The 20,245-nt window shown below is 61.5% G+C and carries 20 protein-coding genes; 11 read left to right on the top strand and 9 right to left on the bottom strand.

The genetic code is table 11. The annotated features are described in order from the left end of the window. Positions 1-137: 137 nt before the first annotated feature. Positions 138-1,496: a YcjF family protein gene (locus KQ296_RS10175; protein ID WP_011932692.1), complete on the bottom strand. Its 1,359-nt coding sequence runs from the start codon at positions 1,494-1,496 to the stop codon at positions 138-140. A gap of 153 nt (positions 1,497-1,649) precedes the next feature. Between KQ296_RS10175 and KQ296_RS10170 the strand changes: the two genes are divergently transcribed. The 4 genes from KQ296_RS10170 (at position 1,650) to KQ296_RS10155 (ending at position 5,149) form a co-directional block, all read left to right on the top strand. After that, positions 1,650-2,555: a cation diffusion facilitator family transporter gene (locus KQ296_RS10170; RefSeq protein WP_011932691.1), complete on the top strand. Its 906-nt coding sequence runs from the start codon at positions 1,650-1,652 to the stop codon at positions 2,553-2,555. A gap of 104 nt (positions 2,556-2,659) precedes the next feature. Continuing rightward, a complete protein-coding gene (locus tag KQ296_RS10165; protein WP_011932690.1) occupies positions 2,660-3,193 on the top strand; it encodes a hypothetical protein in 534 nt (177 codons plus the stop codon). Positions 3,194-3,196: 3 nt separating this feature from the next. Then, a complete protein-coding gene (gene trpS, locus KQ296_RS10160; protein ID WP_011932689.1) occupies positions 3,197-4,210 on the top strand; it encodes a tryptophan--tRNA ligase in 1,014 nt (337 codons plus the stop codon). A 315-nt stretch (positions 4,211-4,525) separates the two neighbouring features. Next, positions 4,526-5,149: a glycoside hydrolase family protein gene (locus KQ296_RS10155; RefSeq protein ID WP_011932688.1), complete on the top strand. Its 624-nt coding sequence runs from the start codon at positions 4,526-4,528 to the stop codon at positions 5,147-5,149. Positions 5,150-5,155: 6 nt separating this feature from the next. Here the strand turns inward: KQ296_RS10155 and KQ296_RS10150 are convergent, their stop codons facing one another. Further along, positions 5,156-5,551, bottom strand: a complete 396-nt coding sequence (locus KQ296_RS10150) for a DUF2752 domain-containing protein (protein ID WP_011932687.1) — start codon at positions 5,549-5,551, stop codon at positions 5,156-5,158. Then, a complete protein-coding gene (locus tag KQ296_RS10145; protein ID WP_011932686.1) occupies positions 5,548-5,865 on the bottom strand; it encodes a DUF2605 domain-containing protein in 318 nt (105 codons plus the stop codon). Before KQ296_RS10145 ends, KQ296_RS10150 begins: the two co-directional genes overlap by 4 nt. Positions 5,866-5,893: 28 nt before the next feature. Here KQ296_RS10145 and thrS point away from each other — a divergent pair, with 28 nt between their 5' ends. The 7 genes from thrS to KQ296_RS10110 all read left to right on the top strand — a co-directional run bounded on the left by thrS (position 5,894) and on the right by KQ296_RS10110 (position 15,512). Then, positions 5,894-7,726 (top strand): threonine--tRNA ligase, encoded by a 1,833-nt coding sequence (thrS, locus tag KQ296_RS10140; protein ID WP_011932685.1) that lies wholly within the window; start codon positions 5,894-5,896, stop codon positions 7,724-7,726. Further along, positions 7,726-8,145: a DUF1824 family protein gene (locus tag KQ296_RS10135; RefSeq protein WP_011932684.1), complete on the top strand. Its 420-nt coding sequence runs from the start codon at positions 7,726-7,728 to the stop codon at positions 8,143-8,145. Before thrS ends, KQ296_RS10135 begins: the two co-directional genes overlap by 1 nt. Before the next feature lie 89 nt (positions 8,146-8,234). Continuing rightward, a complete protein-coding gene (locus KQ296_RS10130; protein WP_011932683.1) occupies positions 8,235-9,311 on the top strand; it encodes a glucokinase in 1,077 nt (358 codons plus the stop codon). Between the two features lie 14 nt (positions 9,312-9,325). Then, positions 9,326-10,273, top strand: a complete 948-nt coding sequence (gene thrB, locus KQ296_RS10125; RefSeq protein ID WP_259726468.1) for a homoserine kinase — start codon at positions 9,326-9,328, stop codon at positions 10,271-10,273. Positions 10,274-10,329: 56 nt separating this feature from the next. After that, the gene (locus KQ296_RS10120; protein WP_011932681.1) at positions 10,330-11,901 is read left to right on the top strand and encodes an NAD(P)H-quinone oxidoreductase subunit 4; all 1,572 of its coding nucleotides are present in this window, start codon (positions 10,330-10,332) and stop codon (positions 11,899-11,901) included. 6 nt (positions 11,902-11,907) lie between these two features. Beyond that, on the top strand, positions 11,908-14,025 hold the full coding sequence (locus KQ296_RS10115; RefSeq protein WP_011932680.1) for a M3 family metallopeptidase: 2,118 nt from the start codon (positions 11,908-11,910) through the stop codon (positions 14,023-14,025). A gap of 20 nt (positions 14,026-14,045) precedes the next feature. Beyond that, a complete protein-coding gene (locus tag KQ296_RS10110) occupies positions 14,046-15,512 on the top strand; it encodes a hypothetical protein (RefSeq protein WP_011932679.1) in 1,467 nt (488 codons plus the stop codon). Here KQ296_RS10110 and KQ296_RS10105 read toward each other — a convergent pair. The 6 genes from KQ296_RS10105 to KQ296_RS10080 form a co-directional block, all read right to left on the bottom strand. After that, positions 15,502-16,596, bottom strand: a complete 1,095-nt coding sequence (locus tag KQ296_RS10105; RefSeq protein ID WP_011932678.1) for a hypothetical protein — start codon at positions 16,594-16,596, stop codon at positions 15,502-15,504. The two genes, KQ296_RS10110 and KQ296_RS10105, sit on opposite strands and share 11 nt — an antisense overlap. Next, the gene (locus tag KQ296_RS10100) at positions 16,596-17,144 is read right to left on the bottom strand and encodes a hypothetical protein (RefSeq protein ID WP_011932677.1); all 549 of its coding nucleotides are present in this window, start codon (positions 17,142-17,144) and stop codon (positions 16,596-16,598) included. Before KQ296_RS10100 ends, KQ296_RS10105 begins: the two co-directional genes overlap by 1 nt. A gap of 7 nt (positions 17,145-17,151) precedes the next feature. Beyond that, positions 17,152-17,847: a hypothetical protein gene (locus KQ296_RS10095; protein ID WP_011932676.1), complete on the bottom strand. Its 696-nt coding sequence runs from the start codon at positions 17,845-17,847 to the stop codon at positions 17,152-17,154. A 68-nt stretch (positions 17,848-17,915) separates the two neighbouring features. Then, positions 17,916-18,536 (bottom strand): triacylglycerol lipase, encoded by a 621-nt coding sequence (locus KQ296_RS10090; protein WP_011932675.1) that lies wholly within the window; start codon positions 18,534-18,536, stop codon positions 17,916-17,918. Between the two features lies 1 nt (position 18,537). Further along, positions 18,538-18,927 (bottom strand): dihydroneopterin aldolase, encoded by a 390-nt coding sequence (locus KQ296_RS10085; RefSeq protein WP_011932674.1) that lies wholly within the window; start codon positions 18,925-18,927, stop codon positions 18,538-18,540. Beyond that, positions 18,927-20,234: a glutamate-5-semialdehyde dehydrogenase gene (locus KQ296_RS10080; protein WP_011932673.1), complete on the bottom strand. Its 1,308-nt coding sequence runs from the start codon at positions 20,232-20,234 to the stop codon at positions 18,927-18,929. The genes KQ296_RS10085 and KQ296_RS10080 overlap by 1 nt, the downstream gene beginning before the upstream one ends. Positions 20,235-20,245: the final 11 nt, after the last annotated feature.

Raw genomic sequence — 20,245 nt, 5'->3', positions numbered from 1 at the left:
GAACGTTCAGAGAAAGCCTGGATTCGCCATTAAGACTATGGAGTTGCTGATCAGGAAACACGACATCACATGATTCGAGTCATCTTGCAGCATTAATTCATAACAACTTCATGAAAACGTCATGAAGTTGTTTGAACTCACGTGGTGATCCAATCGTTCCGTGTTCGGATCCAGTCACGCGCCTGGTCGGCAAAACCGGAAAGGTCCAGACGTTCACGCTCTGCCGCACGGGCCACCAGCAATGGCGCCTGACGCTTGAGCTCCTCAAGATCAGGCTCAGCAACACCGGCATTGAGAGCCATCCAGTCGGCCATCGACGCTCCCACCACACGGGTGAGGTAGGCCGCACTCAACGCTTGAACTGCGCCAGCTGCCAGCCAGCTCGCCCCATCAAGCTTGGCCAGTCCAAGCAGTGCCTGGCCGCTCCACTCCACAACCCCCTGGGCCAACGCGGCGCTACCGAGCTGACGAACCACCGCTTGCAGCACGTCCTGACTCCAGGGACAACTCCAGATCTTGGCCATTTCTTTGACCATCAAGCCGTTGCCAACCGCGACCGCCAAAAGATCGACACTGGGCACCGGTGACGCAGCCACCACACCGGCCACAATCCACTGGCTGCGCTGAAGCAAAGTCCGAAACCGTTCGCGACGGAACCCTTCCAGCTCGGCCTGCCACTGGCGATGCAGATCACGCAGCAGCCTCTGGCGTGTGCTCTGCCGAACCCGTTGCGGATCATCAAGCTGACGCCGCACAGGCTGAAGCACAGGTCGCAAGGTTGCGGCGGTTCCTTCCCAGGGGAGAAGCCGCGAATGCCAGCGCTCTGGAAGCTGACAGATCAAGGCCTGAATCTGCTCGGGAGTGGATGACTCCGCCGCGAGCAGCAACCAGACAGGACGATCAACAGGCAGCTGCTCGAGCCAGAGCAGATCAGCCGCCCGCAAGGGCAGGGGCAATACGTGCAGGAGAACATCGAGTCGCTGCAGATCGTCTGGCCAGCTCCAGGTCGTGCCGACAACGGGGAGAGGCCGTCCGATACAGAGATCAAGGTTGCTCACCCCGGCCAGCGCGGACTGCAATTGCTCAGTCGACGGCAGGGGAGTGCCATCCGTGGCCACCACCCCAAGACTGAGCGGATCATCAAAAGCCAGCCTCTTTTGCAGCTCCGCTGCTCTGGCAGCGCGCAGTTCAGGCAGCCCAAGCACCGTTTCGAGTTCGGCGAACTGGCCCAGCACCTGTTCGCACCGTTGAACCCAGGCCTTCAGCGATTCAGGTTCTTTGAAGGCCGGGGCCTTCAGCGGACGGGACAGCCACCAAAGGCCTGCACCAGCAGCGACGACGCCCATCCCCCCGCCAGGAATGTGTGCCACATCCGTGAGCAGCCAGTGCCCTGCGCTGAGAACGCCGGCGGAGAGAGCCAGACGCCCCGCAAGGCGAGGGGAGAGAGACCAACCGGAGCCAACCAGGTTGCGGATCGATTGAACCGGAAACTGCACATCGGGTCCACGAACCCGGCTTTCCTAGCTCACTCTGCTGCCTTCGGCACACCTTGATGACCAGCCTGCAATCGTGCAGCAGGCAATCCGACCCTCGTTCGCGGCCAGGACGGGCACCACTCCATATGGTGAAAGTGCAAGACATTGCTGTCGATGGCCAGCGACCGCCGAGATGAGGTGAAGCGGGTGCTGATGGTGGCCTTGTCCATCAACCTCTGCATGACCGCCCTGAAACTTGTGGTGGGGTTGATCAGCGGATCTCTGGCCGTGATCGCCGATGCCATGCACAGCGCCACGGATGCGCTGTCCAGCCTTTTGGCCCTGATCACCAACAGCTTGTCTGATCCGAGGCCGGACCGGGATCATCCCTACGGACACGATAAATATGAAGGAATCGGTGCCCTGGCGATTGCTGGTTTCATCTTCTTCACGGCGATCGAAATCCTGATCACCGCTGGCCAGCGCATCCTGGAGGGTTTACCCCGGTTGAAGATCGAAGGCTCCGAGCTGCTGTTGCTGCTCCTGGTGCTCGTTCTCAATGTGGTTCTGGCCCGCTACGAACGCCGGCAAGGTCGCAAGCTCAACAGTCAGCTGCTGCTGGCTGATGCCAATCACACCACCAGCGACATCTGGACCACCGTGATCGTGCTGGTTGGGCTCACTGGCGCTTGGATCTTCCAAGTGAATTGGCTGGATCTGGCCCTGGCCATGCCCCTGGCCATCATCCTGATCCGTGTGTGCTGGCATGTTCTGCGGGACAACCTGCCCTGGCTGGTCGATCACATCGCCATTGCCCCCGAAGCCATCCATGCTCAGGCCATGGATGTTCCGGGAGTGCTGAACTGCCATGACATCGCGAGCCGGGGAGTCCTGGGTCAGCGTGTCTTCATCGACATGCACATGGTGGTGGATGTGGATGACCTGGCCGCAGCCCATCGCATCACCGAACAGGTTGAGGAGCGGCTGGAGACCCGCTTTGGACCGGTGCGCTGCACCATCCACCTGGAGCCGCGCGATTACGCCGAACAGCAGATCACCTTTCGGGGAACCCACGGTTGAGCGAAAGCTTGAGCCAAGGGTTGAAACAGCTGAGGAAGCTCCCCACCAAACTCGCGGGTTTGCGGTGATGCGTCACACTTGCGCCTGACTCCAGGCCCCAGGCCATGACTGATTCCTACAGCGATTCCCGCCAACAGGGCGGACCAGGTGAAGGCGGCCGCGAGGGCGGTCGTGGCGCCCGAGGTGGCCGTGGCCCCGGTAACAGAGAGGGTGGCGGCTTCAGGATCAGGTTGAGCGACAACGAGATGCGCTCCGCTCGGGCGCTCCAAGAAGCCCTCAATCTGCGCTCCACCGTGGCTGTGCTCGGCTTTGCCGTCCGCACCCTTGGGCAAATGCTCGAGGATGGAAAGCTTGACGAGCTGGTCGCCCAGCAACGCGCCCAGGGCAACCGCGGCGGCGGTCGCCGGGATGATGATCGCGGCGGTCGTCGTGGCGAGAGCCGCGGCGAAGGAGGACGCAGCTCCAGGCCTGACCCCTTCGCACGACCCGCCAAGCCCCAGCCACCTGCGCCGGAACCCGAGCCCACGCCCGAAACCAGTGCAGACGCTGATGTTGAGCCGGCGTCTGCGGAACAGGCAGCAGCAGAGAGCGAACAAGCTGCAGCTGAAGCGGCCCCAACCAGCGATCCCGGAGCCTGATCGATGGGCCGGCCACGCGTTCTTTCTGGCGTCCAGCCAACCGGGGCCCTGCACCTAGGGAACTGGCTCGGAGCAATCCGAAACTGGGTGGATCTGCAGCATGACCACGACACGTTTTTCTGTGTGGTGGATCTGCACGCGGTAACCGTGCCCCACGACCCGCAGCGCCTCGCGGAGGACACCCTCACAACGGCGGCTCTTTACCTGGCCTGCGGGCTCGATCCTGAACTCTGCACAATCTTTGTGCAGAGCCAGGTCTCGGCCCACAGCGAACTGTGCTGGTTGCTGAACTGCGTCACCCCCCTCAACTGGCTGGAACGCATGATCCAGTTCAAAGAGAAGGCTGTGAAACAGGGTGACAACGTGTCCGTGGGCCTCCTGGATTACCCAGTGCTCATGGCTGCTGACATCCTTCTGTATGACGCGGACCTCGTCCCCGTCGGAGAGGACCAGAAACAGCATCTCGAGCTCGCCCGTGACATCGCCCAGCAGCGCATCAATGCCCGGTTCGGGAGCGAGGATGCCCCGATCCTGAAGGTTCCCAAACCGTTGATCCTCAAGGATGGCGCTCGGGTGATGAGCCTCACCGACGGTCGCAGCAAGATGAGCAAGAGCGACCCAAACGAGGGAAGCCGCATCACCCTGCTCGACCCTCCGGAACTGATCACTAAAAAGATCAAACGGGCCAAGACTGACCCAGAACGCGGTCTCGAGTTCGGCAACCCAGAGCGGCCGGAGACAGACAATCTCCTCGGTCTTTATGCGCTGCTGAGCGGCAAGGGACGTGAAGCCGCGGCCACGGAGTGCGCAGCGATGGGTTGGGGTCAATTCAAACCCCTGCTTGCGGAGGCCACCGTGGCAGCCCTCGAGCCGATCCAGAAGCGCTATCAAGACTTGATGGCAGACCGGGGTCAGCTCCTCGCGGTTTTGGAAACCGGCCGAGAGCGGGCCAGCGCCGTTGCTGATGCCAGCGCGCAAAGGGTTCGCGCCGCCCTGGGCTTTCTCACGGCGAGCTGATCAATGATGAAGCAATTAAAAAGCTTCCCTAATGATTAGAGCTTCCTGAGAGCCTCGGAACACGCCAGCACCCTCGCCACAGGGGCTTGCCAGTGCGTAACAGGAGTCTCACGGGTCTCGCGGCAATCTTTACCTAAGTCTTTGTGCTCAGGCATACACCGCTCACGTCGTCAAGAGGGGGGAGGTTCCTCTCGTCAGAGCCCCTTCCCATTGACGAGGGTGACGCTTCGAAACGTTTGGAGTGTTGCCCACTTGCTTCGTCAAACCGTCACGCTGATTCACGCGCTCAAGACCCCCAGAGCCAAGGTTCTTGGCATGGGAGCCCTCAGCGTGGGTCTGGTGATGACGCTGGGGACGGGCATCCAGGCTGAACGCGCCGCGACGCGGGTGGATCAGGCCCAAGTCGTGGCCGAGGCGCTTCGCAGCCAAGATCGGAGAGAGCGCTCAAAGGATCTCAAAGCCACTCCGTACACCATCACTCCCGAGCGCAGGGCCCTTCTCAACACCATCCGCTACGCCGAAGGAACCTGGAAGGACGGCCATGACCTTGGCTATCGCACCCTCTACGGAGGCGGGCTTTTTCAGGATCTATCCCGTCATCCCGAACGGGTCGTCGTGAAGCGCTACACCAGCGCGGCCGCGGGCGCTTACCAGTTCCTGCCCAGCACCTGGCAGGAAACGGCCCGAAGCCTCAACCTTCCCAGCTTCGCTCCCAACCATCAAGACCAGGCGGCTCTGCACTTGGTGAACAAGCGCGGCGCCCTGCAGGAGGTTGACCGCCATGGCTTGACCCGAACCGCCATGAACCGTCTGGCACCGGAGTGGGCCTCCTTTCCCACCCATGCAGGGCTCAGTGCCTATGGCCAACCGGTGAAGAGCCACGCTGAACTCCTAGCCTTCTACGAAAGCAATCTGCTCGAGCTGCGCCAGGGCACCTGACGCCGATCAAGCCGGCAGGGGAACATCCAAAACAAACCAGAGCGTCAGACGCAGGACCCAGTACAAACCGAGTCCTGCCCCGATCGCGAGGAGCATGCGCCAGCCCGAGCTCTGCAGTTTTGGCAGTTCCCTGCCCAGAACCCCCTGCCGCAATCCGAACCAGCCAAGGCCCAGCACCAGCGGCGGGCCGAAAAGATGAAGTTCCAGAGCTTCACCGAGGTCACCGTGCAGCGTCGCCAGAGCTGAACGGGTGAGAAAACAAGTGGGACAGGGAATCCCCGTGAGCGTTCGCAGAGGGCACCCTGGCAACAGCAGGGGCACGCCCCGGGCACGCAGCGCAAGGGCTGTAAGCACCCCCAAGCTGATCCAACCAGTGCGTCGATGGCCTGAAGCACGACTCATCGCGAGGCCCTGCTCACCTGAGCGGCCAGAGCCCAAACCTCCATCACCAGCTGGTGCCAGGGCGCCATGGCCTCCATCGACACGGCCATCGCCTCAGGACTGGCATTGACGAGCGCGCGTGTTGCCTCGATCGCACGGAGGCCCTCCGTCAGCCGAGCCGCCATGGCCTCACGAGCGGCCCCATCCATCACGACGTCGGGGCAGACCTCAAGCAACTCCTCTCCGCGACGGAACCAGTGATTGAAATCCTTCAGCAATGAATCCAGCAGGGTCTCCAGCAGGGCATCAGCTTCAGGGTCCCGGTCCGGTTTCATCCAGGGTTTTGGGCAGCACCCCCATAGGATGGCGAATCACGATCAGCAGACGGTGAGCAGCGCGGCAGCAACGACTTCAGCCTCCCCCAGCCCAGTGGTGCTGCCCAAAACCAGCGAAAACGAGCAACTGCTCAGGATCCGCCACTCCATGAGCCATGTGATGGCCATGGCGGTGCAACAGCTCTTCCCCAACGCTCGCGTCACCATCGGCCCCTGGACGGAATCCGGGTTCTATTACGACTTCGACAATCCGGAGCCCTTTACCGAGGCGGATCTGAAGGCCATCAAAAAAGGGATGATCAAGATCATCAACAAAAAGCTGCCTCTGGAACGGGTCGAGGTGAGCCGTAGCGAAGCCGAGGAAAAAATCAAAGCCCAGAACGAGCCCTACAAGCTCGAGATCCTTGAAGGCCTCCAGGAGCCCATCACCCTCTACACCCTCGGAGAGGACTGGTGGGACCTCTGCGCCGGCCCCCACGTGGAGAACACCGGCCAGCTCAACGCCAAGGCTTTTGAGCTGGAGAGCGTGGCGGGGGCCTACTGGCGCGGTGATGAAACCAAAGCCCAGTTGCAGCGGATCTACGGCACGGCTTGGGAAACCGCCGAGCAACTGGCCGAGCACAAACGCCGCAAGGAAGAGGCCCTGCGCAGGGATCATCGCCGCATCGGCAAAGACCTTGATCTGTTCTCGATCGAGGATGAAGCCGGCGCCGGCCTGGTGTTCTGGCACCCTCGCGGCGCCCGCATGCGTCTGTTGATCGAGGAGTTCTGGCGCCAGGCCCACTTCGAAGGGGGCTACGAGCTGCTCTACACGCCCCACGTGGCCGATATCAGCCTCTGGAAGACCTCCGGCCACCTCGATTTCTACGCCGAGAGCATGTTCGGCCCGATGGAGGTGGACGAGCGGGAGTACCAGCTCAAGCCGATGAACTGCCCGTTCCACGTGCTCACCTACGCCAGCAAGCTGCGCAGCTACAGGGAACTGCCGATCCGTTGGGCCGAACTGGGAACCGTGTACCGCTACGAGCGGCCGGGTGTGATGCACGGCTTGATGCGTGTGCGCGGCTTCACCCAAGACGACGCCCACGTGTTCTGCCTGCCCGAGCAGATCAGCGACGAGATCCTGAAAATTCTCGATCTCACCGAGAGGATCCTCTCCACCTTCGATTTCAACACCTACGAGATCAACCTCTCCACCCGCCCGGAGAAGTCCATCGGCGATGACGCCGTCTGGGACCTGGCCACCAAAGGCCTGATCGAAGCGCTGGAACGCAAGGGCTGGGCTTACAAGATCGATGAAGGTGGCGGTGCTTTCTACGGCCCCAAGATCGACCTCAAGATTGAAGACGCCATCGGCCGGATGTGGCAGTGCTCCACCATCCAGCTCGATTTCAACCTGCCGGAGCGGTTCAAGCTCGACTACATCGCGGCTGATGGCAGCAAGCAGCGCCCGATCATGATCCACCGGGCCATCTTCGGCTCGCTGGAACGGTTCTTCGGGATCATGACCGAGAACTACGCCGGCGATTACCCCCTCTGGCTGGCCCCGGAGCAGGTGCGACTTCTGCCGGTCACCGATGAGGTACAGCCCTACGCCGAAAGCCTGCTCGACCAGCTCACCCAGGCGGGCGTGCGGGCCACCATCGATCGCAGCGGCGACCGGCTCGGCAAGTTGATCCGCACCGGGGAGCAGATGAAGATCCCCGTGTTGGCGGTGATCGGTGCCAAGGAAGCCGAGCAGAACGCCGTGAGTCTGCGCAGCCGCAGGGATGGTGATCTTGGTGTGGTCGCTGTGGCCGATCTGCTCCGCGCCGCTCAAAACGCCAACAGCCAACGTGCCGCAGGACTGGAGCTGAACTGATGGGCGATTCTCCGATCTCCTCCCTCTCCGATCTGGCCCGCCTGCGCGGTGCTCCAGCGCTCAGCGAAGACGCTTCCGCCCGCCTGCGGTCCGAGCTGCGTGAGGCCATGACCAATGCCAGCTGGTTCACCGTCGGCGTGATGGCCCCCTCTGCCAAACAAGCCCTCGCGGCCCTCAGGGCGCTGGAAACAAGCCAGGGATGGGATCCCATGGCAGTTGTTGACGGCACCGATGAAGACGGTCCTGTCTTCCTCAAAGCGAACCAACAAGGTGGATCAGTGCGCATCCGCATTGAACACGGCCTCGGCCAGGGAATCCTGATCACTGGGCATGGTGAGGACGAGAGCCAGCCCAGCACCACCTGGGGACCGCTTCCCCTGGACTTCTTCCCTGCAGCAGGCAGCGAAGCACAGCGGTAGCGACTGCAACCCGCCGGGAATGTCGCCTGGATTGCTTGCCTTTCGACAGCTCGATCTCCACCCTTGGGATCGATGCCAGACCCCATCCCATGGCAGCCAAAACATTTTTGGCCGGTGATCTCGGAGGCACCAAGACCCTTCTGGCCCTTTACAGCGAATCCGAGGAGGGGCTGAACAAGATTCACTCCCATCGCTACGTCTCGGCGGAGTGGAGCGACCTGGAGTCGATGCTTGGCGATTTCCTCAAGACGTTGCCTCAAGGTCTCTCCAAACCGGAAACCAGCTGCATCGCCGTGGCCGGACCGGTGCAGAACGGCACGGCAAAGCTCACGAACCTCCCCTGGAGCATGAGTGAGGCCTCGCTGTGCAAAGCCACAGGGCTGCAACGCCTGGAGCTGGTCAACGACTTTGCTGTGCTCATCCATGGCCTGCCCCACTTCAGTGCGTCACAGCAGGTGGTGCTGCAGACCGGAAGCGGCCGAGACGCGCCAGCAGCAGCCGGCCAAGACGGCGGGGCCGTCGCCATTCTCGGTGCAGGCACTGGCCTGGGAATGGCCCGCGGCCTTCCGGCAGCCAGAGGCTGGCAGGCCTTGCCCAGCGAGGGAGGTCACCGCGAATTCGCAGCGCGAACCGAAGACGAATGGCACCTGGCCCAGTGGATGCGCAGCACTCTCGATCTCGATCGGCTGTCCATCGAACGGGTGGTCAGCGGCACGGGACTTGGCCACGTGATGTGTTGGCTGCTCTCCGCGCAGGAGCACAGCGATCACCCCTTGCAAGGCAAGGCGAAAGCCTGGACGACGCTGCCAGCAGAGCACCCGGATCATGAAGACCTGCCAGCCCACACCAGTCGGGCCGCCGCATCAGGGGATCCTCTGGCCCAGGCCGCGATGACGCTATGGCTGGGAGCGTATGGCTCTGCCGCAGGGGATCTGGCCCTTCAGGAGCTCTGCACTGGTGGACTCTGGATCGGCGGTGGCACAGCGGAGAAGGTCATCGATGGCCTGCGCTCCTCGCAGTTTCTCGAGCCTCTGCGCCGCAAAGGACGCTTCAGGCCTCTGATCGAGAGTCTCACCATCCGGGCGGTGACTGATCAGGAAGCGGGATTGTTCAGTGCGGCCTGCAGAGCGCGTGATCTGGCGGAGTCGGGTGGGACACTGGCCTGAGCAGAGCATCAGCGATGGCGCAGCCACGCATAGGCCAGACCGTTGTGGTGGATGTTCCAGCCACCACAGCCAATATCGGACCAGGCTTCGACTGTCTCGGTGCAGCCCTCGACCTGAACAACCGCTTCACCATGCGGCGCATCGAGGGGGATGGTGAACGCTTCGAACTGATCATCGAAGGGCAAGAGGGCTCCCATCTCCGTGGCGGCGCCGAAAACCTGGTCTACCGCGCCGCACAGCGCGTCTGGAAAGCAGCTGGAGAGGAGCCTGTTGCGCTCGAAGCCAGGGTGCGGCTGGCGGTTCCGCCAGCCCGTGGCCTCGGGAGCAGTGCCACAGCCATCGTTGCCGGGCTGGTGGGAGCCAATGCCTTGGTGGGAGAACCTTTGAGCAAAGAGAAATTGCTGGAATTGGCCATCGACATTGAGGGGCATCCCGACAATGTGGTGCCATCCCTGCTCGGGGGCCTTTGCATGACCGCCAAGGCGGCATCACAGCGCTGGCGGGTGGTGCGTTGCGAATGGATGCACAGCGTCAAGGCCGTGGTGGCGATCCCTGCCATCCGCTTGAGCACCAGTGAAGCCCGGAGGGCCATGCCGAAAACGGTCCCTGTAGGCGATGCGGTGGTGAATCTTGGTGCGCTCACCCTGCTCCTTCAGGGCCTGCGCACAGGCAATGGCGATCTGATCGCCGATGGCATGCATGATCGGCTGCATGAGCCCTACCGCTGGCGCTTGATCAAAGGCGGGCAGGAGGTGCGCCAGGCCGCCCTCGAGGCCGGGGCCTGGGGTTGTGCCATCAGTGGAGCAGGACCCAGCATCCTTGCGCTTTGCTCAGAAGACAAAGGCCCCGGCATCAGCCAGGCCATGGTCCGAGCCTGGGAGTCGGTGGGCGTCGCCAGCCGCGCCCCCCTGCTGAACCTGCAGACCACCAGAAGCCACTGGCAACCCTGGGATGCTGGGTAGTTGTACTCAACAGCACCCTTGGAACTGATAAGTTCAGTCTCAATGTTGTGGACGCTATGGACGCCAATCTGCCTCTGACGGCTGCGTCCGACGCGGGCTTCCCCTGGCTGTCCCTGATCGTGTTGCTGCCAGCGGCGGCGGCATTGGTCATGCCTCTGTTACCTGGCGACGACCAATCCCCTTCACCGGTGCCACGCAACCTGGCCATCGGGGTCTTGCTTGTCGACCTCGTGCTGATGCTGGTTGTGTTCAGCCAGCAGTTTGATCCGCTCAGTAGCGAGCTCCAACTGGTCGAAAGGGTCAGCTGGCTTCCGTCCATCGGCCTGGAATGGTCCCTCGCGGCCGACGGACTCTCTGCTCCGCTTGTGGTTCTCAGTGGACTGGTCACCTTGCTCTCGGTGGTAGCCAGCTGGAATGTCACCCATAAATCACGTCTTTACTTCGGCCTGCTCCTGGTTCAGGCCTCGGCTCAGGGCCTGGTGTTTCTGTCCCAGGATTTCCTGCTCTTCTTCCTGGCCTGGGAGCTGGAGCTGGTCCCGGTTTACCTGCTGATTGCCATCTGGGGTGGGCAGAACCGTCAGTACGCCGCGACAAAGTTCATCCTTTACACCGCACTTGCGTCGTTGCTGATCCTGATCAGCGGGCTGGCACTGGCCCTCTCAGGAGACAGCTTCACCCTCAATCTCAACGAGCTCGCACAGCGCTCACCGGGTGGAAGTTTTGGCTTGCTTTGCTACCTCGGATTCCTCGTGGGCTTCGGGGTCAAGCTGCCGATGTTCCCGCTTCATACCTGGCTTCCGGATGCCCACGGTGAGGCCAATGCTCCGGTGTCCATGCTCCTTGCCGGCGTTCTCCTCAAGATGGGTGGTTACGCCTTGCTCCGGTTCAACGTTCAGATGCTTCCGGATGCCCACCTCGTGATGGCTCCGGCTCTGATCGTCCTCGGCATCGTCAACATTGTGTACGGCGCTCTCAATGCCTTCGCGCAGGACAACGTGAAGCGCAGAATCGCCTGCAGCTCGGTGAGCCACATGGGGTTTGTGCTGCTGGGCATCGGTGCCGTCGATGCCCTCAGCATCAGTGGCGCCATGCTGCAGATGATCAGCCATGGCCTGATTGCCGCGGCCATGTTCTTCGTCACCGGCTGTTTTTACGAGCGCACCAAAACCCTCTCCATTCCGAATATGGGCGGCTTGGCCAAGGTGCTACCGATCACGTTTGCCTTCTTCCTCGCCAGCTCCCTGGCTTCCCTCGCCCTGCCGGGCATGAGTGGATTCATCAGTGAAATCACCGTGTTTCTTGGCATCACCAGCCAGGAGAGTTTCACCACACTCTTCAGAGTCACCACGATCGTGCTTGCAGCCATCGGTCTGGTTCTCACGCCGATCTACCTCCTGTCGATGTGCCGTCGGGTGTTTTTCGGTCCACGGATTCCAGCCCTCGCTTTTGTTGAGGACATGCGTCCTCGCGAGCTGGTCATTGGTCTCACCCTGCTGGTGCCAACGCTGGTGATTGGCATCTGGCCCCGGATCGCGATGGATCTGTATGAAGCATCCACCGATGCACTCGCCGTGGATCTGGCCAAACACACCGTGGTCGCCATGCGCGCCCTCCTCCCCACAGGCTGATCATCCATGCCCCCATCGGAACTGCTGCGTTGCGAGGGACTCCCCCGGTTCGACGCCATCGATGCCGAACAGGTGGATCAACAGATCCCCGCCCTTCTGGCAGATCTCTCTGAGAGATTCACTGCCCTGGAAGATCAGCTTCGGGCTCGGATCTCCAAACCAGGCAGCCCTCCCCTGAGCTGGGACGAACTCATGCCCCCCTTCCATGCGCTGGGGGAACGCTTGCGCTGGAGCTGGGGTGTGGTGACGCACCTCACCGCCGTTCGCAACACACCGGAGTTGCGTGAAGCCCACGCCCGCCAACAACCTGATGTGGTGCGCTTCAGCAACAGGGTTGGACAGAGCGTGGTCCTGCACCAGGCTCTGCGTTCCTTGCTTGCGCAAGACACCCACACGCTCGATGCAACCCAGACGCGCATTCTCGAAACCGAATTGCTGTCAATGCAGCATCGCGGTGTGGGTCTGCAAGGAGACGAGCAGCAAGCCTTCAACCGCACCAGCGAGCGTCTGGCCGCCCTCTCCACCAGTTTCAGCAATCACGTTCTCGACGCCACCCAGCAATGGAGCCTCGTCGTGCACGACCGGGATCAACTGCAGGGAGTTCCCGAACGCGTGCTGGAGACTCTGGCCGTTGCTGCAGCCACTGCAGGTGAGCGCAGCGCATCCGGTGCCGAGCCCACCGCCGCCAACGGCCCGTGGCGACTCGGACTGGACATGCCGAGCTACCTACCGATCCTCACCCATGCCGAGGACCGCACGCTTCGCGAAACGCTCTACAAGGCCTACGTAAGCCGGGCGAGCCAGGGTGATCTCGACAATGGCCCTCTCATCGAGGAAATCCTTGCTTTACGCCAGGAGCAGGCCAAGCGTCTGGGCTACTCCAACTGGGCCGAACTCAGTTTGGCCTCCAAGATGGCCGATGGGGTGGATGCAGTGGAAACCCTTCTGGAGGAACTCAGAGCTGCAGCCCTTCCTGTGGCTGAACAGGAGCTCAAGGAACTGAACCAACTCGCAGCCCGCCGTGGTGTCAGCGAGACCCTGGCGCCATGGGATGTGAGCTATTGGGCTGAACAACTACGCAGGGAGCGCTTTGATCTCGATCAAGAAGCTCTGAGGCCATGGTTTCCCCTCCCCCAGGTGCTCAACGGCCTGTTCAGCCTCTGCGAGCGCCTGTTTGCGATTCGCATCGAAGCCGCCGATGGAGACGCGCCGATCTGGCATGAAGACGTGCGGTTCTTCCGCGTTCTCGACCGCAGCGGCGAGGCGCTGGCTGGCTTCTATCTGGATCCTTTCAGTCGGCCGGCCAGCAAGCGCGGCGGGGCCTGGATGGATGAGTGCCTCAACCGCAAACAGCAAGCGAACGGTGACCTCACCCTTCCGGTGGCCTATCTGATCTGCAATCAGACCCCACCCTCAGGGGACACCCCCAGCCTCATGAGCTTCGAAGAGGTGGAGACCCTCTTCCACGAATTCGGGCACGGCCTGCAGCACATGCTCACCACGGTGGACCATCCCCAGGCCGCAGGCATCAACAACGTGGAGTGGGATGCCGTGGAACTCCCCAGTCAGTTCATGGAGAACTGGTGCTTCGACCGCCGAACACTGATGGGCATGGCCCGGCACTGGACAACCGGTGAACCGTTACCGGAGGCGGATTACAACAAGCTCTGCAGCAGCCGCACCTTCATGCAAGGCAGTGGCACGCTGCGCCAGATCCACTTCGCACTCACGGATCTGCGCCTGCACAGCCAATGGTCCCCCGAGCTCGGACTGAGCCCGGATGCATTCCGGCGCCGGATCGCCGAATCAACCACCGTGCTGCCGCCGATCGCCACCGATCGCTTTCTCTGCGCCTTCGGCCATATTTTTGCTGGGGGTTACGCAGCGGGCTATTACTCCTACAAGTGGGCGGAAGTTCTCAGTGCGGACGCTTTCTCTGCGTTTGAAGAGGTTGGTCTGGAGCAGGATGATGCTGTGGCAGCCACCGGCGAGCGCTTCCGGAACACGATCCTCAGCCTGGGAGGAAGCCTGCGTCCAGCGGAGATCTACCGGCAGTTCCGAGGCCGAGATGCCAGCAGCGCGGCGCTCATTCGCCATTCGGGGCTGGCAGCCACGACAAGCTGATCCAATGGGGTCGCTAAGCCATGGCTGATGACCTTCTGAAACTGAGTGACAGCTGGGGGCATTCCCAGGGAGATGGCACAGACATCGCGCCTTTGGTCCCATTCGAGCAAGCTCTCGAATCCAGCAGCCTGCGCCGGAATATCAGCCGCGACGACTTTCTCAAGTCAACCCTGACCCAGCTGAATCATCAGCGGCTCATCCCCCTGCTCTTCATGCTGCCCAGACGCTGGCGACTGCAGCCGGCGGCCCTGCCGCAATCCCTACGCAACCTGGGAGGTGTGCTGGAACATGGATTGCTGAGTCCGCTGCTTCTCGCAGCTCTCGCCGATGATCTGCAGCATCTGATCGCCCACGAGGGCAAGAGGCAACCAGCCAAAAAGAACGCCATGGATCGCTGGTGCCAGCGCTCCATTGATCTCGACGATGGCAGCTCACGGTTGTTACCCACCAACCTGATCGCCCTGCAGTCCATCTCGAGCCCGGACAGCGCACCCCCATCTCCAGGAGCAGGAGCCCTTGCCCGCGTGGCGAAGGGATTCAGTGCAGAGCTGCAGTGGAGGAACGAAGGCCTGCCGTTTTTGCAACCAGAGAATGCCCGTTTGCGAAACCGTGCGCTCGCCCAGGTTCTCAATGTGCTGGGAAGCAACCGTTTGCCGCCACCGCCAGGCTCCTCGGAGCCATTCCGCTTTGAAAGCTGCGATCGCAGCTCCGCGTTGATCACCCATCTGATCGCAGGGGGATGGCAGTGCAGAGCCCGCTTCCGGGCCAGCGTCGCCAGCTTCGGGCTGGGAGCCAGCACCCGCGACGGTGATCAGTGGTCACAAATTCCCTTGGCCGTGCCGTACCGCACAGGTCTTTGCGATTCCCAGGGAGAGGAACGCCGAGCCCTCCTCCCCCACTGCTCCCTTGAGATGGAGCTGCAACCCGACCACGGGGAACCCTTCCTGCTTCAGTACTACCAGGGAACGGAAGGATTGAACGGCTGGGCCGCTCTCAATGATCTCAATCGCCCCTGGCAGAACGACCGCAGCAATGGAACGGTGGCCTACCCAGGGCCAGAGCTCACCGGCGAGACCCTCAGCGCTGCCCTGGATCTCTGCGACCTGATGGGTGCTGTGCATAACAGTGCAGCCCAACAAAACCGACTGGTCATTGGCGGCTACGGCGCGCTGGGCTATTGCATCGATTCCACGGCCATGCTGGAGGTGGCCGTGCGCCAAACAACGCACTTGTTCCCTCTAACCCTGGGTGGTCTTTGGCGTCAACGCCTCGACGATCAGCTCAATCAGCTCCTGGAGAACGGACTGAAGGCCAGTGCTGAAACGGTGGAGCGCTACAGGCAGAGCCTGGACACCACACCGCAGGATCTGTTCGTCAACCGCAACACCGTCAACGACGCGAACCGGCGCCTGCTCGCCAGTCAGCCTCCCCACAGTCCATTCGCCCTGGTGAGATCCCTGAATGGGGAAAGCACCGCTAAACCTTAAGCGCAGAGCGCTCTAGCTCACGGCAAACAGCAGCGACCACCGCGCTGCGGAACGTGATGGAAAACGGTCCTGAGGAGCCGTTATGGCTCATCCCCTCAATGGGGTAGCGATGAAGCGGATGAAGCCGCTGCCATCGATTCCAGTTGGACAGAAACAGACATGGAAGGCGACCTGGGTAGGCAATGCGTCCCAGAGCGGCAACCGGATCCCGGCTTCCCACCACCATCGCCACATTGTTGATGGTGTCCAGGGCGCCATTGCCACTGAACACCCCACACACAGTGATCACTTGAACAGGCACGCGGCATAACTGTTGCAGGATCTCAGCGGTGCCGATGGCCATCTCCCCCCCTCCGCTGTAACCAACAAGCACAACCCGGGACGCCCGACTGGGATGGAACCCCATCAAGCCAAGACGGCGGGCGATCTTGAGCGCCAGCTCGTAATTCATCACCGGCCCGTAGCGACGATCCGATGAAATCCCCACCTTGATCACATTGTTGGCCTGCACGCAGATGGCACAGATCAAGCGCACCACTGCGTTGGGATGATGCTCCTGAAGCGAGAAGAGACGCTGCCAGAACCATCCGGCAAACACAGTGGAGCGCAATCCAACGTTGGTGATCGTGTAAGCCTCGATGCCCTTCACGAGCAGCGTGTCTTCAGCAATCGCTGCCTCGAGACATTCCAGGAACTCCGACACTTTGGGCGGATGACATTCCTCACTTTGATGAATCCCATCGAGATACACGAGGTAATGACGATGGGTCGAGGCTTGGCTGGTCTCCTGTGAAAACAGACGGGATGGATCGGGAAGACCACGCATCCAACCCTCCCAGAACACGAAGTCCGCCATCACGGAATACACCCCCACCAAAGCAATCACGACCACCAGCACAGAGCCGGTCCAGACCAAAAGCTCCAACAGAGATTCAGGTTGAAGAAGATCCTCAGCATCACGACGCACGGCCGCCAGCCCAAGCAGGCCAAGCACGGCAACACTCACCAGAACGGCAATGAGACAGCGGCGGGCGAAACGCAGACGGCTGCGTTGGTGTTGGATGACCGCGGACGAAACTGCCATCACTGCAACAGAGCCGTCACTTCACGGGCCAGGGTGTCGTAACTCCTGCGCCAGCGTTGCGCGAATAAGAGACCCACCAGCACGAGAGCCACGACGTAACCAGGCAAGACCACGAGCAGTCCCGTCTGAAAGGGGACGCCGTACACGGCCTGGAGCAGCACCAGCACGTTGAGGTGAATCCAGGCCAAAAGGCCAACGGCGAGCACATCACTGACGTAGGGAGCTGCCACCAGCACATACAGCAGCCCAGGCCAGAGGGCAGCACCCATGCGGTTGGCAAAGGTGATGGGTTGCAAAGGGATCCCTTCAAACACCATCAACATCACGCTGTGACAGAGGATGCAGAGCAGAAACGCCAGGCTGAGAACAAGGGCATCAACAACCATGTGCATCAGGATCTGAGGGGGCGTCAGCCTGTTCGCTAGCAGGGCAAAACCATGGGATGCCGACATCGAGATCCCCACACCGATCAGGAGACCAACGCCGGAATCCATGGCCAGCAGCAACTGAGCCATGGAGTCCAACCCGGTGATCAATTGGTCAACCATGGGGCCTTCAAGCCCGACGCAACTGAGGGCGGTTGACGATCCAGATCACCATGATCGACAACACAGCGCAGTAGAAGCACCACACCGAATTGAACGTGGCGCTGTACGTGAGCCAGGTGAGCACGATCGACACGAAGATCAACACACCGAACAGCTTGACCGCCTTATCGCTCAATGCGATCAGTGGCAAAACAATGAATCCCCAATACAGCAACTCTCCCACCGGTTCTGTATTGATGAAATTGTGAACGATGCTGTTCAAGTTCGAGACGTCATAGAGGAGCCGTCCGTTGCTTTCAACCGCAGGCTGGAGAGCTGGAGGATTGAAGAGAACCGGCAAATAGAAGGCAATCCCCAGAACCGTGGCCACGATGGCCACCCATTTGAGCCGTCGTTGAAGGCCAATGGAGTCGGTGGTACGGCTGATCGACCAGGCGCTCCATGGAATCCAGATCATCCAGAAGCAATAGGCAAAAAAGAGGAATCCCAAGCCTGCGAGGGTGCCAAGAGGTTCCAGATTGCCGTTGTCAATCGCCGTCCATTCCAGACCTTCCACCAGCTGCTGCACGCCGAAAAAGAAAGGCACCAGCGCCAAAGGCTTGTAATCCGGCCGTTCGTGCCTGGAGGCCAGATGATTGGAATACAGCCCCAGGGGAATGAGCACAGCTGAGGCGGTGAAACTTGCCGATGCCGAAAAACACATGGGCGGCGACCCGTCGACGACACCCAAGTGTGACCTTGCGAACAAAAAGTGTCATCAGTCGCTGACCATTAGTCACCCCGAAGGGTCTGCAGAAGCACATCCAGTGAACGGGGATGGGCGATCAGCTGCTGATGGGTCAGCACAGGAATACCCCGCGCCGTACCAACGGGAAGACGGGCCTGCCATCCAGGCACCACCATCAGATCCCAGCGGCAGAAATAACTCACACAATCGAGATCAGCCAATGGCGAGAGATCGGCATTCAGGGAACGCAACAGGGCACTGCCGCATTTCATATCAGCCAGCCCAGCAAACAACCAGCGAGGAATCCACTGGGCTGTGAGCGTGCCTTGCTGTGGGCTGCCCACACTGATGAAGCGATGGGTTCTCCGGGCTCCACCCAACTGCTGCAGCCACACCCGACCGATGATGCCCCCCATCGAAAAACCCAGAAGATCAACCGACGCGTCATCGCCGAAGCGTTGGCGGATGTGATCGTCCAACTGTTCCGCAAGCGTGACGAGGGGAACAGCACCCAAGCGATGGGGAAGATGGGGCACGAGCAGCGGCCACTCGTCGGCATCCAGTCGGCGAACCAACCGATTGAACAGACGGGGTGAATCCCAGAGCCCGTGAACAAGGATGAGCGGGCGCCGCGCAGGCGCCGGCTCATTGACCGAGGAGGTCATGTCAGGACGGCCGGTTGCGCCAGCGTTCAACGCTCACCGTACCGGTGAATCCAGCGATGGGAGGGGAACATTTGCGCAGACGCAGATGCATCGGCAAGGGTCCATACAGGTGCTCCAAAACCGCGAAGACCCGTTCACTGAAGTGTTCGATCGTCTGGCAACGAATCTCAGCGGCAAGCCCCTGCAGTGCAGTCACAGCCAGGCTGTAGTCAGCGGTGGCCTCGAGTGCATCCACCGCTGCGGCACTGGAGAGATCCAGATGCAACGCAAGATCCAGACAAAACCATTGCCCATCCCTGCGTTCATGCTCCAGCACACCCACATGGGCCCAGAGGCGCAGATCATCGATGCGGATCACATCCAGAGCGTGGAGAGCGGTCAAAGCAGACATCACAACGACAGATCGTTATGCGTGAAGCGGCTGGCACCGGAGGCATAGTCGGCGGCGACATGGCCATCACCGCGCAAGCGATAGCGATAGGTCACCAGACCCTCCAAACCAACTGGACCGCGGGGCGGGAGCGTCTGGGTGCTGATGCCGACCTCGGCGCCGAACCCGTAGCGGAAACCATCCGCGAAACGGGTGGAGCAGTTGTGATACACACCAGCGCTGTCGATGGAGCTCAGGAAGCGGTCGGCAGCGGCTGCATCCTCCGTGACGATGCATTCGGTGTGACGCGAACCGAAACGGCGGATGTGATCAGCGGCTGCGGCCAGATCATCCACCACCTTCACCGCCAGGGTCAGATCGAGGTACTCGGTGCGCCAGTCAGCCTCCGTCGCCGATTCAGGCACCCCCAGCGCGACGCTGGCAGCATCGCCACGCAGCACCACCCCCGCGTCGCGGAACGCCGGGATGGCAGCAGACAGGAAGGAGGCGGCCACAGAGCGATGCACCAGCAGGGTCTCAATGGCGTTGCATGCCGCCGGGTACTGGGTCTTGCTGTCCAGCGCCACCCGAACGGCCTTGTCCAAATCCGCCGCCGCGTCCACGTAGAGATGGCAGATTCCATCGGCGTGACCCAGCACAGGAATGCGGGTGTTGTCCTGAATGAAACGAACCAGTTCGTTGCTGCCTCGGGGAATGATCAGATCAACCAGACCATCCAGCTTCAACAGAGCCAGGCTCTCCTGACGGGTGGTCAACAGAGCGAGTGCATCGGGTGAGACAGCACTGGAAGCCAACCCGGCCTTGAGAGCCTCCATCACCGCTTCGTTGGTGCAGCGGGCTTCACTGCCCCCTTTGAGCAAGGCGCCATTCCCAGAGCGAATGGCCAAGGAGGCGATCTGAATCACGGCGTCTGGACGCGCCTCGAAGATCACGCCCAGCACCCCAAGAGGCACGGTCACCCTCTCGAGAGTGAGGCCTTGATCCAGTTCACGGTGCAGGTCACGCCGGCCGAGAGGGTCCTTCAGGCTGGCCACCTTGCGGACGCCATCGATCGCCCCCTCAAGCTTTGCGGCATCCAGCTTGAGCCGGGCCAGCAATGCGGGCGCCAGCCCCTCGGAGGCCGAGCGATCCAGATCTTCGCGATTGGCGGCCACAAGGGCATCGGAGCGCTCAGCCAGGGCGTCAGCCATGGCTTGCAGAGCCTGCATTCGCTGACCATCGTCAGCCATCCCCAGATCCACCGCGGCCCGACGCACGGCGCCAGCCCGTTGCAGCAGCTCAGGGGACGGCTCTGGGACTTCGTTCATGCCTGAGGCGA

The organism is Synechococcus sp. CS-197, assembly GCF_025128215.1.
In the GTDB taxonomy this organism is placed as follows: domain Bacteria; phylum Cyanobacteriota; class Cyanobacteriia; order PCC-6307; family Cyanobiaceae; genus Synechococcus_C.
This window is presented reverse-complemented; position numbering and strand designations above follow the sequence as displayed.